This window comes from Ruegeria sp. AF7, from assembly GCF_056541885.1.
Genome location: NZ_JBQFYX010000011.1, coordinates 1 through 13,518, shown reverse-complemented (window position 1 = coordinate 13,518; position 13,518 = coordinate 1). Strand labels below are relative to the sequence as shown.

Genomic DNA, 13,518 nt, shown 5'->3' with positions numbered 1-13,518 from the left:
CCGTCCAGACAGGTTACTATTCACACATTCAAAATAGTAAAGATGTGTCACCCAGGTCAATCGGAGCTTTTGATGCGTCACGTGTTGCAGACATTATTCGTAGTCACACTGCTGGCCTGGCCTGCTGCGTCGCGGGCCGAAATGGTATTGCTGATGGCCGAAGAAGACGGGTGCATGTGGTGCGCCCGCTGGGACGCCGAAATATCCGGGATCTACCCGCTGACAGCCGAAGGTAAAGCTGCCCCATTGCAACGAACGGATATCCACGCAACCACGCCCGAAGGGATTACCCTGGATCGGCCCCTTTTCTATACGCCGACCTTTGTATTGCTGGAGGACGGTCAAGAAATCGGCCGGATCGAAGGTTATCCTGGCGAAGACTTTTTCTGGGGGCTATTGGGTGTTTTACTACGCGACGCCGGAGTTAAGATCGAGAGCTCTGGTTAAATCCTCGGGATTTACATATACTGTTTTGAATACGTGAAGCCACGAAAGCGAGATGATCGTGTTGGACAAACCGTCGAAACTGCCCGTGTTCACCAAGGACATGTGCAACGAGGACTTGGACAGGATGATGGATAACGCCCAGACGGCGTCCAATTTCCTCAAGGCAATCAGCCATGAGGGGCGGCTGATGATTCTGTGCTATTTGTCATCTGGAGAAAAATCCGTCACGCAGATGGAGGAAATGCTGTCGGCCAGGCAGGCTGCCGTTTCCCAACAATTGTCCCGCTTGCGCTTTGAGGGGCTGGTCAAGACACGGCGCGAAGGCAAAACGATCTATTACAGATTGGCGGACGACCGGTCGACTCAGATCCTGGAAGTCGTCTACAATCTTTTCTGTCGGGACAAGTAGAAGCCCGAAATAAACACCGCCAGCTTTGGGAGGAGACTGGCCATGTTCGAACTTCTGGGAGACGCCAATACAGTTGCGCTGATCGGTCTGGTCGGCGGCATTGTACTTGGTCTTGCTGCGCGCATCGGGCGGTTCTGCACCTTGGGTGCAATAGAAGATTATCTTTATGCAAATGACGACCGGCGCCTGCGTATGTGGGCCGTTGCGATTGGTGTTGCGATTGTCGGCAGCCATTTGGGGATGGCGTTGGGTGGGATTGACCCGCTCAGCACGACCTATATTGCGCAGACATGGAATCCGATCGGATCGGTCATTGGCGGATTGATGTTCGGATATGGCATGGCCATCAGCGGAAACTGCGGCTATGGCGCGCTTGCACGCCTTGGCGGCGGCGACCTTCGGTCATTCGTCATTGTCCTGATCGTGGGCCTTTCCGCATATGTGGTCATGTCCGGCCCTCTGGCCTACGTCAGGATCTGGCTTTTCCCCGAAGCCATGGATCTCGGTAATCCTCAAAGCGTCAGCTTCCTTGCCGAACGGCTGACGTCGACACCGGCATGGGTTACAGGAACGCTTGTCGGCTCTGCCATAGTAGTATTTGCCCTGACAAATGATCGGTTTCGCAAATCACCTGCGCAGGTTTTATGGGGTGCGGCGGTCGGATTGGCAGTCGTTTCAGGCTGGCTTGGCACCAATTGGGTGGCCACACACGGGTTTGAAGGTGAGACCTTGCAAACACACACGTTTGCCGCGCCTTTGGGTGATACCGTGTTCTATCTCATGACCGCCTCAGGCAACACGCTCTCGTTTGCGGTCGGTTCGGTTTCAGGGGTTCTGATTGGTGCTTTCCTCGGGTCATGGTCAAAAGGTCATTTCCGCTGGGAAGCCTGCGAAGATCCACGTGAGCTTAAGCGGCAGATGCTGGGGGCGGCGATAATGGGGCCCGGAGCAATAATTGCGGTTGGATGCAGTGTCGGACAAGGCATCTCCGCTTTTTCTCTGCTGGCCTATAGTGCGCCCATAACCTTTGCGGCGATCTTTGCCGGAGCGGCCCTTGGCCTGCGACAGCTTGTATCAGGATTGTCTTTCATTCCAGAACGTTAAGCCCCGCCATAGGCTGCGGTTTCTTCGAACAGACCCTGCGCAGGTTTTCGGGGCATTCATCAAGCCCCGAAAACCTGCAACAGACCTTTCGATCAGCCATTGGCCATGATGGAATCCAGTGTGTCATGTTCCGCTACAAAATGGTCTGGTGCGACCTCCTGCAGCTTTGGAACATAATCACTGTGACCGTTGACCAGCCGACTGGGCAAGAAACGCAACGCGGCTTTGGGATCCAGCGGCGATGGCAGCTCACCCGGCAGTTTGAGGCGCTGCCGCGTCCGCTCCACATCCGGGTCCGGTATCGGCACGGCCGAAATCAGCGATTGAGTATAAGGGTGGATCGGTTCCGAGCAGATCACCTCACCGTCACCCATTTCCACAATTCGCCCGAGATACAGAACCATGATCCGGTTCGATACCGCACGCACAACCGACAAGTCATGGCTGATGAAAATCATCGACAGGCCAAATTCCTGCTGAAGTTCCTTTAGCAGCTCGACAATCTGCGCCTGAATGGAAACGTCGAGCGCTGAAACGGCCTCGTCGCAGATAATCAGCCTGGGCTTGTTGATCATCGCCCGCGCAATGCCGACGCGCTGGTTCTGCCCTCCGGACAGCTCGTGCGGGTAACGGTTGATCATGTTGGCCTGCAGACCAACCCGTTCCATCATCGCGGCGACCATCTGCTTGCGTTCCCGGTCCGTCAGATCGGGGCGGTAGGTTTTCAGCGGCTCAGCAATCGACGCTGAAATCGTCATGCGTGGATCAAGACTGGCCAACGGGTCTTGGAACACGATCTGCAGGTCCTTGCGGTACTTGTTCAGCTCGGATCGCTTCAAGCCGACGATCGGATGGCCCAACCAGCTGACCCCCCCCGCGCTGGGTTCGATCAGTTGCAAAACCGCGCGCGCCAGTGTCGATTTTCCGCAACCGGATTCGCCCACGACACCCAGAGTTTCGCCCTTGCGAATATCAAAGCTGACACCATCGACAGCTTTCAGCGGAACCTTGCGCCCGAACAACCCGCCAGAGACATGAATGGGGAAATGAACCTTGACGTCATCGACCTTGAGAAGGGGTTCTTCGGCCTTTTCCAAAGCGCGCGGCGCGTCACCGGCATCAATCCGGGGCATCGCCTCCAGCAGGGCCCGCGTGTATTCGTGTTGCGGATTTCGGAACAGCGCGCGTGTTTCGCCGGCTTCGACGAATTGACCCATGCGCATGACCTGAACCCGGTCGCACATGCGCGCAACAACGCCCATGTCATGCGTGATCAGTGCAATCGCGGTTCCCTCATCCTTCTGCAGATGAACCATCAGATCAAGGATGTCTGCCTGAACAGTGACATCCAGCGCCGTCGTCGGCTCGTCCGCAATAAGCAGTTTGGGACTGCACAGCATCGACATCGCAATCATCACACGCTGTCGCATTCCACCGGATAATTCGTGCGGGAACTGGTCCAGACGGCGGCCCGCTTCGGGAATGCGCACCCTGTCCAACCACTCCAGACAGCGCGCGCGCGCGGCTGACCCCTTCAGGCCCTCGTGGACCTGCAGCACTTCACGCATCTGTTGCCCAATCTTCAGATGCGGCGTTAATGCAGTCAGAGGATCCTGAAAGATCATGCCGACATCGTCGCCGCGGATCTGGTTCAGCTTGTTCACCGGCAGGTTCAAAATCTCCTGACCGTTCAGCTTGGCTGACCCGCTGGCATGTCCGGCGGGGGGCAGCAAACCCATTGCCGCCATGAAGGTCTGGCTTTTGCCAGATCCACTTTCGCCGACAATACCAAGGCATTCGCCCGGATTGATATCAAAACTGATGTCTTTGACCGCCTCAACGACACCATCGGGGGTGTCAAACCGGACGCTCAGGTTCTTTACTGAAAACAGACTCATATCAGCGGTCCTTCGGGTCCAAAGCGTCACGCAAACCATCGCCGATGAAGAACATCGTGATGATAATGGCGACATAGAATGTCAGCGGGAACATCAATTGCCACAGCGTTCCATAGCCCATGGTTCCCGCCCCTTCTGCGATCAGCCTTCCCAGCGACGTGTAAGGTTCGGAGATCCCCAGTCCCAGGAATGAGATGAAGCTTTCGGTCAGGATCATCTCGGGCACCAGAAGCGACGCATAGACGATCACGACACCCAGCAGATTGGGCAAAATATGGCGGTACATGATCGTGAATTCACTGACGCCTGCGGCGCGAGCAGCCTCGATGAATTCGCGGTTCTTCAGGGCAAGCGTCTGCCCGCGCACAATGCGTGACATGGTCAGCCATCCAACCGCGCCCAGTGCGATGAAAAGCGTGAAGAAGGATCGCCCGGCAACAACCAGCAGAAGGATGATGATCAGAGTTGTCGGGATAGCCAGAAGGATGTCGACGAAACGCATCATCGCGCCATCCGTCCGCCCGCCAAAGTACCCGGCAGTAATGCCATAACACGTTCCAACGATCAGAGCGGTCGCCGCCCCGATCAACCCAACAAGCAAGGACGTCGTGGTTGCCTGAATGGCGCGGCTGTACAAATCGCGCCCCAGATCGTCGACACCGAAATAGTGACCCGTTTCCATCGACGGCATTCCCATGCCCCGGACATCGCCCATGACATTCCAGTCGATCTCTTCATTGCTCCAGACGGCAAAATACGGGCCTATGATCGTGAACAACACGATAAGCAGCAGAATGAACACACTGGCCATTGCCGCTTTGTTTCGTACAAAGCGCATACGCGCGTCCTGCCAGAGAGAACGTCCCTGAACGGCTGTATAATCGGTGATTTCTTCGGCCAGATGCGCGGCTTTTTGTGATTTTCCTAGCATATCCAGCCCCTCAATAGCGGATCTTCGGATCGAACCAGGCATAGGCCAGATCGGTCAGCAGGTTTACCAGAACGGTCAGAACGCCATAGAGGATCGTAACCCCAAGCAGCACAGCATAGTCGCGTGACAAGGCCGAGCCGACATAAGCCTGCCCCAGACCACCGGTCGAGAAGTAGATGTCAACAAAGACGGATCCGGTCAGCACATACACAAACACCGGCCCCAGATAAGATACGACCGGCAGCAAGGTCGGCTTCATCGCATGGCGCCAGATCACGGTTCTTGTCGGCAGGCCCTTGGCACGGGCGGTTCTGATGAAGTTCGAATTCAGAACCTCCAGCATTGAAGACCGGGTGATCCGTGCAATCGATCCCATGTAAGATGTCGCAAGGGCGATAACCGGCATGATCAGATAGGGCCATTGACCACCATTCCACCCACCGCCGGGCAACCATCCCAGCCACAGGGTGAAGGTCAGGATCAGGATCGGACCCATGATGAAGTTGGGCAGCGCCTGCGCTGCAATCCCCAGCCCAACCGCAAAGTAGTCGATCCAGCTGTTGTGCCGGATTGCGGCGGCAATCCCCAGTCCGATGCCCACCACCGTAGCGACCAGAAAGGACAGCGACCCATAGGTCAGCGAGATCGGAAAGCCCTGCGCGATGATGTCGTTCACATCGCGGTCCTTGAACTTGAAGGACGGTCCAAAATCGAAATGCACAACGATATTGTACAGATAGTCCCAGAGTTGCTTCCACAACGGCTGGTCCAGACCATACCGCGCCTCGATATTGGCCAAAACCTGCGGCGGCAACGTCCGTTCCGAGGTAAAGGGCCCACCGGGCGCATAGTGCATCAAGAAGAAACAGGCGACGATCAGCAGCAGGATCGTCGGTATGGCGGTCAGGACCCGCCGAATGACATAGGCAAGCATTCAATGCCCCCAATAGATGGCGCTGCCCCGAAGAAAACTTCGGGGCAGGTCATGGTCAGAAGATGATTACTCGGCGATTTTGTAGAGGTTCTTGGAGTACCAGTTTTGCTCTACGTTTTTGACTGGCCAGTTTCCGACATCGCTATCCATCATGTAGACACCAGCATAGTGATAGATCGGGATAACGGGGGTTTCCTGAGCGATAATACGCTCGACCTCGGTGTACAGCGGTGCCGGATCGTCCGAAGTTTTGGCTTCGGCCAGCAACTCGTCCACGCGGGCATTGTTATACTTGCCGTCGTTGTAGCCCGAATCCGACTGCAACAGGTCAAGGAAGGTTGAGGCTTCGTTATAGTCACCACACCACGCGCCGCGGGCCAGATCAAAGTTCTGGTTGCCCCGCTCTTCCAGGAAGACTTTCCATTCCATGTTGGCCAGTTCAACATTGGCGCCCAGTTTTTGCTTCCACATCTGGCTCAGCGCGACGGCAACTTTCTTGTGGGCTTCCGAAGTGTTGTAGACCATCGAGAAGGTCAGAGGGTTATCCGCGCCAAAGCCGGCCTCGGCCAGCAGTTCCTTGGCCAGCTCATCGCGCTCGGCCTGGCTCATCGATGCCATTTCAACGACCGGGACAGTAAAACCTGCGGTTGCTTCTGGCACGAATGTATACGCGGGCGGCTCGCCACCGGCCTTGATATTCTTGGTGATGATGTCCCGGTCAACGGCTAGCGACAGGGCCTGACGAACTTTGGGATCCTTGAATTCTTCAGGGCCGCTGTCCGACACGTTAAACGTGTAGTAGTAGTTGCACAGGCGCGGGAAGCTGATGGCCTCTCCCGGATGCTCTTCCTGCAGACGCGGGAATTGACCGGCGGGAACTTCGGTCCGGTCCAGTTCACCGGCCAGATAGCGGGTCAGGGCTACGTTTTCATCATTGATGACCAGTGCCACAACCTTGTCGATGATGGTGTTGTCATTGTCCCAGTACATCTCGTTGCGCTCACGGACGGAACGTTCCTGTGGCAAGTGCTCGGTCAGAACATACGCGCCATTGGACACGATGTTTCCGGGTTTGGTCCACTCATCGCCAAATTCCGCGATCACCTTCTGAGGTGCCGGGAAGGTTGTCGAATGCGTTGTCATCTGCGGGAAATACGGCAGAGGCGCGCTCAGCGTGACTTCCAGGGTTGTGTCATCGATGGCTTTAACGCCCAGATCATCAATCGGTTTTTCGCCTGCGATGATCGCTGATGCGTTTTCGATCGACATCAGTTCCATGAACCACGCGTAGGGAGAGGACAGTGCCGGATCAACCGCGCGTTTCCAGGCGAAAACGAAATCTCCGGCGGTTACCGGGTCGCCATTCGACCATTTAGCATCGCCGCGCAGTGTGAAGGTATAGACTTTCTTGCTGTCATCGACGGTGTAACCTGTGGCAACGCCCGGAACCAGATTGCCATCCTCATCCTGGTTCATCAGCCCTTCAAACAGGTCGCGTACAATTTCAGCACCGGAAACGTCTTCGACAACCTGCGGATCGACCGAGCTGTGCTCGTCCAGAATGCGGTAGGTAAAGGTTTGATCGTCCGCCAGCGCTTCGCCGGTTTCAGGATGCGTGCCAGCGGCAAACGCGGCACCTGTGATCATGGTCGACGACAAAAGCCCCGCCATTGAGTTCCGAATGTATCTGTTCATGATTTCTCTCCCATATGTTCGTCGCCGCGCGGCCCCACTTGATCGGGGTCGCACGCAGCAGCCGGATTAGACCGACGCCCGCTGGGACTTCGTTCATTTCGATTTTGGTTTTGCCAATTCGCAAGGAACACTGCGTCGCAGCTTTCTTGGTTTCTGTCGGTAAAGAAGTTGCGAAAGTTGTCTTTCACTGCGTTGAACCGTGACATCTTTTGGCTCTGGGATAAAGCCTTGATGAATTTTCAAGCAACCATAAGCAGAAATATCTCCAACGACTTGGTGCCGGCAATTTTCTAAGGATTGGACCAGTCTTCGTGACATTTTTGTGAAGCCACGCGGATTCCGAACCATCCTCCATGCCCGGTTGGCGACTGCATTGCGGTCTCAGACAAGCCAAAACGGCGCGAATCAGCGGCGCCGTTTTAACGATCCTGCGATCCGTTAACCGTCACGCGTGGTTTAGAATATCACCGGTCAGATCGTTGAGCCTTGCCAGCCCCTCTCGCAAGTGGTCTTCCGGCAGGGCGGAGCTGAACCGAAAGTGGTTTTCGACCCCGAACCGTGAGCCGGGAATGACCAGCACATCTTTCTCGCGCAACAGACGCAAACCCAGTTCTTCCGATGCGATGGGAAGGTTGAACCGGACAAAAGACATGGCTGAGGCCTGAGGCGGTACAACAGAAAACACACCTTGGTGTCGCGCCAATTCCTGTGTCAGCACATCGAACCCGGTGCGTATCAGACGCCGCGCACGGGCTTTCAGCTTGGACCGTGCCGGTTCGGCAAGTGCCTTATCCGCCAGTTCCATTGACAGCATCGACGCCGCGATCGACGCGTATTCATGCCGCCGCCAGCATTCTTGAATGATGTCTTCTGGACCAACCAGCCAACCCAGCCGTAAGCCCGGCAAGCCATAGGCCTTTGACATGGAGTTCACCACCAGCACCCGATCTGTGCTGCCCCAGAATGACGGTGTTTCAATGTCCCCTTCCCGCTCGGTCCCGGCATAGACCTCATCGACGACGATCCAGGCACCAACACGATTGGCGGCCGCTATGATGTGCGCTCGATCGATGTCGCTCAACACCCGGCCCGTCGGGTTGTTGGGATTGACCACATGAATGATACGCGTCTTGTCATCGACAGCACGGTCCAGCGCTTCGGCATCGATGCCCCAACCGTTGGCCTCAACCAGATTGACCCAACGCACCTCGTTCCCACGATTGACGGCATTTCCCGAAATCTGCTCGTATGTCGGGCGAAAACACACAACGTTTTCCCCGGCCCCCAGTACGGTATTGGCTACCAGCGTATTGGCTTCCGTTGCTCCGACCGTAACCATGACTCCATCGGACGACGCGCCCGGATAAAACCCGGCAATGGTTTCGCGCAAGGATTGCTTTCCGTTGACTTGCGGATAGTCGATCATGGTCGCCAGTAGTTGATCCAGATCGATTTCGGCCAGATCCACCAACCCCTTCAACGACATGGGGTGCACGCCACTTTCCGAAAAATTGTAAACCACGCCATGTTCCATGTCAGACAAGAATTGTTCGACCTCAAAGGGAAGAAAATTCTCGGATACCATGATGCGTCCTTTACGTGGGCCGGGCTGGTCAATACCGGCGTACCGGCTTCGGTTGGGTACTCGTATCTATTTCCCCGGTCAATTGAACGAGGAGATCCCACTGGTTACACAGCGAAGACAGTTATTCGGCAGCGTCCACGCGAACCGTCCTGATGCCCGGATCAATACGGCTGTAGGCAGCCAACAGTCGCGCCGACCACTTTTGCGAAATATAATCGGCCATGAATCGTGACGGTGCGACAAGAACAACACGCCCCCCTGCCCTTTCAGCTTCGGACAGATGTTGAAACCAGCTTGCCCACAACTCCGGGTCACGCCCGTGAAGAATCGCCTGAACCTGGGACCACACATCCCCTTCGGTACTTTCCGGGGCATTTGGTTTGGTCGCGAAAGGTATGACATTCGTTTCGGGTTCTGGCACGTCAGACATCCGGGCTTGAAAGTCCGATCCGATAACAGGCCACACCTCTTCGGTGTCAATCAGGATTTGCTTCAGATCGATCTCGTAAACGGCAACACGACCCCGCGCAGCGGGCCGTTTTACTGCTACCCAACCTAATGTGCGAAATCTGGCCATTTCGCGCTTTACGGTTCTTTCGTTTACTGTCCACAGGCGCGCAATTTCTTCCCGCCCAATGGATAATTCGTTGTTGCGCCAGTTATAGCGGGTTGTAATCAACGCAATGATACGCAGAATACTTCGTTGCCGGTGCTTGTCGCCTGACAGCGCATGAACGGTCAGTGCAGACAGTATATCATATTTCAAAGCCGGCGCATTTCGCCCGACCGGTTTCGCAAGCTGCATACCCGTTCTCACCGCTCTGTCTGCCTCTGGCGGGTGTATCCCACCGATCTTGCGCCGTTTGCCAACGCTTTTCGTCATCTTGGGATAATTAGCGTCCAAAGCTTCGATTCTGTCAAGCAAAGACTGGAACGTCGTGCGATCTTACGCAGATCAAACCCAAATAAGGAAAAGAAATTTGGTGAAGTAATGGTGATGGGGGACATTCTGTATGACCCCTTATTGGGTCGTTGTGTCCCCCTATATGTGGTTATTTGCTCCGAACCGTCCCCCTAAATACTCGCCTGATAAGGCTGTCCTAGACTTTTTGCACCGACTGGGCCCGACGAATCGCTGAGGGTGTTTTCAGGCCTTGTTTTCTTACCCGTGGGTAAGATCGTAGTCTCATCATAATTTGTTTTGCTAAAAGCGCAAATCAAGCGTAAATAAAAAACGAGCAGAAATTTACGTTCCAAAATACGAGACCCGAGGCATGTACACGCACGAAGACCTGAACGCATTGCGCAATCAGTCCCTCAAATTGCAGGGGTGGATTCGCCAGCAGACCTTTAGCCCTGAGATGGAGAAAACGCTCCGCCGGTTTTCCAGCTGGGAAGTGTCCGAACTGATCTTCCGGGTTAACCAGTCGACCTTTCGCGGAAAGCTTGCAGCCGACCCATCCCTGCCCGGCGGCGAGGTTGAGCCCGACGGGCGTCAGCGCTGGTTCAGCCTGGAAGAGGTGAATGAGCTGCGGCGACGGCTCAAGATTAATCGCAAGTCCCTGATGCCCCCTCGCCCAGAAGGCAAGCGTGCTATTCGTGCGGCTGTCGCAAACTTCAAGGGTGGCGCGGGAAAGTCGACCGTGGCCCTGCATCTTGCCCATGCGGCCGCCCTGGATGGATACAGGGTCCTCGTGGTGGATTTCGACCCTCAGGCAACATTAAGCCATTCGATGGGCCTGACAGACGTGACCGAGGACTATACGGTTTGGGGGATCATGGCGCGCGATCTCATTCGTGAGACAGAGCGTATGAACAACCGCCCCGCTGCTGCAGAATCAGGAACCGCCCTGCCCCGCCGGGAATTGCCGCCCGCGATAACGGACATGGGCCTTGGTGACCTGCGAATTGGTGATTTCATCAAGAAGACCTCGTGGTCGACGATCGATGCGATACCTTCCTGTGCGAACGCAGCCTTTGTTGAATTTGCGTCGGCCCAGTACAGGCACCTGAATCCTGAATGGTCCTTCTTTGCGGCTGTGTCCCGTTATCTGGATCAGATTCCGGATGACGCCTTTGACCTCATCCTGTTCGATTGCCCGCCGGCAATCGGATACCAGTCCATGAACGCGGTCTTTGCCGCTGACATGCTTTATATCCCTTCTGGGCCCGGATATTGGGAATATGACTCGACCACGTCGTTCATCGGCCAGTTGGCCGAAGCGTTGGAAGATCTGGCGTATGGGTTCGACAAAACCTTACCCACGGGTAAGATTGGGTTGCCCAAAGCCTTCTGTGAGTTGCGGTTCCTGTTGACGCGGTATGAACCGGGCAACGCGCTGCATCTGGCGATGTTTGATGCCTTTAAGAAGGTTTTTGGCGAGCATGTCGCACAGCACCCGGTGGAAATGACCCGTGCGGTGGAGCAGTCGGGACGATTCCTGAGTTCGGTTTACGAAATGGATTACCGTGAGATGACCCGCGAAACCTGGCGGCGCGCCCGCTCGACTTTCGACAATGTGTATGAGGAATTCCGGGGCGTAATGTTGTCGGCCTGGGACAAGGTGGAGGATGACGCATGAGCCGCAAGCGGAGAATGTTCGATATCGACATACCGGCTATGGATGAAATTCCTGTTGGAAAGGTGCCGGATAAGGTTTTTGAAAAACGGCGCGGTCCAATGGCCGCAGCAATTTCGGAAAATGCCGACGCTTTGCGTGATCAGCAATCGACGGAACAATCCATCCGCGCAGAAAACGATCGTCTTGCCCATGAACTGGTGCGGCTGAGAGCCGAAGGTCTGGTGACAGAACGGGTGCTGCTTAAAGACGTTGTCACGGAAAAACTGACACGAGACCGCAAACCGGGTCCTGATCCGGAACTGGATGAACTCAAGGATTCGATCCGGGACATCGGTTTGTCCAACCCGATCCGCCTGGAGCGCAGGTCAGACGGGCTGTATGAATTGATCCAGGGTATGCGCCGCTTGTCCGCCTATCGTGCCTTGTACGATGAGACCGGTGACGAAACCTACGCCAGAATACCAGCAGGGATATCTGATGCGGGTGATCTGGATAACAGTTACCGGCGTATGGTCGACGAGAACCTGATCCGAAAGGATATCTCATTTGCGGAAATGGGCGCCCTTGCCCGGGCATATTCCGAGGACCCAGCAAATGACTGTCCAGATGTCGACAAAGCGGTCTCCACGCTGTTTAAGTCTGCCAGCTATACAAAGCGTAGCTATATCCGGTCTTTCGCCAGTTTGCTGCTGATGCTGGACAAAGTTTTGATCCACCCGAACGACATTCCACGAAACGTGGGTGTTGAGCTGAAGCGAAAATTTGACGCCACGCCAGGTCTGGTTCGGCAGGTAAGCGAGACACTGAAGAGCGAGCCTGATCGGGATGGCGCGCGTGAGGTTGCAATTCTCAGGTCATTCTTGGGTGAGCCGGAAACCACGTCTTCAAGAAAGTCGGATGCAGTCAGCACAGGTAAACCGCGCCGTGCAAAAACGACATTTCAAGTTTCGGGCAGGGCAGGGATCGCGAAATGCGCTGCCTCTAGTGGGAGGATCGAGGTGCGGTATGATCTGGATTTTACCCGCGTTGATCGCAGTAAGCTGGAAGCAGCAATTGCCGCTCTGATCGATGCGCTTCCCGAAGAAGATGATCTTACCCATGGGTAAGATCCAGTGGTGTGTTGCGGATTTTTATCTGGTTTAAGAAATGTCCAGGAACCAGCGTTTGGTTCCTGCGCACAGTTCTTTGGGGTGTTTCAGCTTGGTTCGCTCTGAAAGTCGGCCATGTCTCCAAGGATGCAGTATTCTACGCTGCGTGTCGCTATCTGCGTTGCGCACGTTGCATCGGGATTTGAAAGAGATCATAGCCGAATACCTCGTGCAGAAGGACCACGCATCTTTCAATATGCGTGTTGTGAAATACCCACTTATTATCGCAGCAAGAGCGGAAACGAAGAAGCGCGTTCACTAAGTTCCTGACGCGTGGACGAGACATATGTTCGTGGAAAATGGATGTATCTCGATCGGAGACCACCCGGATTACAAGACCCTTTGACTTTAGCTGTCTGAGCGCGAGAGGCGCTCAGCAGTAACCAGTTTCATTGCCAAGACACCTTCTTCAAACGAGGTTTTGGACAAGGTTGTGGGCAAGAGCAAAGCAGCCGCGGCAGATAATGGGGCGGTGAACAAGACACTGAGACGGATTGGTTGCTTAGCCAAATTACAACGAACAAGTCCAAGTTTATGAACAACATGATCAAACAGGATCAACAATGTATCGAACGCCGCATCCCGTAAACCTTCAGGTACAAATCGTTCAGACCCACTTTGACGACTCTGAATGGGGTCGAGTTTGCGAACATATCCAGAAGCTGCAACGCTCTAGGGTCAGGATGCATTGATTTTCGCCGCGCCGCGTGATTCACGGCTTCGAAAAAGGAGCGGTGACATGAGTGATCTTTTCTGGCTGAGCGACGCACAGATGGCGCGTCTTA

General features: G+C 55.1%; 11 protein-coding genes. 5 read left to right on the top strand and 6 right to left on the bottom strand.

What is annotated here, in order from left to right:
• Positions 1-72 precede the first annotated feature (72 nt).
• From ACR0AP_RS15460 to ACR0AP_RS15450, 3 genes are read left to right on the top strand one after another with little or no spacing between them, the layout of a single operon-like run.
• Positions 73-447, top strand: a complete 375-nt coding sequence (locus ACR0AP_RS15460; protein WP_209507498.1) for a thioredoxin domain-containing protein — start codon at positions 73-75, stop codon at positions 445-447.
• 52 nt (positions 448-499) lie between these two features.
• Entirely contained in the window at positions 500-856 is a 357-nt protein-coding gene (locus ACR0AP_RS15455; protein ID WP_480483447.1) for a metalloregulator ArsR/SmtB family transcription factor, read from the top strand.
• Between the two features lie 42 nt (positions 857-898).
• Positions 899-1,960, top strand: coding sequence for a YeeE/YedE family protein (locus ACR0AP_RS15450; protein ID WP_480507614.1), 1,062 nt, complete (start codon positions 899-901; stop codon positions 1,958-1,960).
• 92 nt (positions 1,961-2,052) lie between these two features.
• On the opposite strand, the gene ACR0AP_RS15445 is transcribed toward ACR0AP_RS15450, so the two are convergent.
• The 6 genes from ACR0AP_RS15445 to ACR0AP_RS15420 all read right to left on the bottom strand — a co-directional run bounded on the left by ACR0AP_RS15445 (position 2,053) and on the right by ACR0AP_RS15420 (position 9,808).
• On the bottom strand, positions 2,053-3,858 hold the full coding sequence (locus ACR0AP_RS15445) for an ABC transporter ATP-binding protein (protein ID WP_480507612.1): 1,806 nt from the start codon (positions 3,856-3,858) through the stop codon (positions 2,053-2,055).
• A gap of 1 nt (position 3,859) precedes the next feature.
• The gene (locus ACR0AP_RS15440; RefSeq protein ID WP_480507610.1) at positions 3,860-4,789 is read right to left on the bottom strand and encodes an ABC transporter permease subunit; all 930 of its coding nucleotides are present in this window, start codon (positions 4,787-4,789) and stop codon (positions 3,860-3,862) included.
• A 10-nt stretch (positions 4,790-4,799) separates the two neighbouring features.
• Entirely contained in the window at positions 4,800-5,723 is a 924-nt protein-coding gene (oppB, locus tag ACR0AP_RS15435) for an oligopeptide ABC transporter permease OppB (RefSeq protein WP_209507493.1), read from the bottom strand.
• A gap of 66 nt (positions 5,724-5,789) precedes the next feature.
• Positions 5,790-7,418, bottom strand: coding sequence for a peptide ABC transporter substrate-binding protein (locus tag ACR0AP_RS15430; protein WP_480507608.1), 1,629 nt, complete (start codon positions 7,416-7,418; stop codon positions 5,790-5,792).
• 445 nt (positions 7,419-7,863) lie between these two features.
• Entirely contained in the window at positions 7,864-9,003 is a 1,140-nt protein-coding gene (locus tag ACR0AP_RS15425; RefSeq protein ID WP_480507606.1) for an aminotransferase class I/II-fold pyridoxal phosphate-dependent enzyme, read from the bottom strand.
• 121 nt (positions 9,004-9,124) lie between these two features.
• Complete coding sequence (locus ACR0AP_RS15420; RefSeq protein ID WP_480507604.1) at positions 9,125-9,808, bottom strand: DnaA N-terminal domain-containing protein; 684 nt, start codon at positions 9,806-9,808, stop codon at positions 9,125-9,127.
• A gap of 469 nt (positions 9,809-10,277) precedes the next feature.
• Here ACR0AP_RS15420 and ACR0AP_RS15415 point away from each other — a divergent pair, with 469 nt between their 5' ends.
• Together ACR0AP_RS15415 and ACR0AP_RS15410 are read left to right on the top strand one after the other, a co-directional pair.
• Positions 10,278-11,585: an AAA family ATPase gene (locus tag ACR0AP_RS15415; RefSeq protein WP_480507602.1), complete on the top strand. Its 1,308-nt coding sequence runs from the start codon at positions 10,278-10,280 to the stop codon at positions 11,583-11,585.
• On the top strand, positions 11,582-12,691 hold the full coding sequence (locus tag ACR0AP_RS15410; RefSeq protein WP_480507600.1) for a ParB/RepB/Spo0J family partition protein: 1,110 nt from the start codon (positions 11,582-11,584) through the stop codon (positions 12,689-12,691). The genes ACR0AP_RS15415 and ACR0AP_RS15410 overlap by 4 nt, the downstream gene beginning before the upstream one ends.
• Positions 12,692-13,518: the final 827 nt, after the last annotated feature.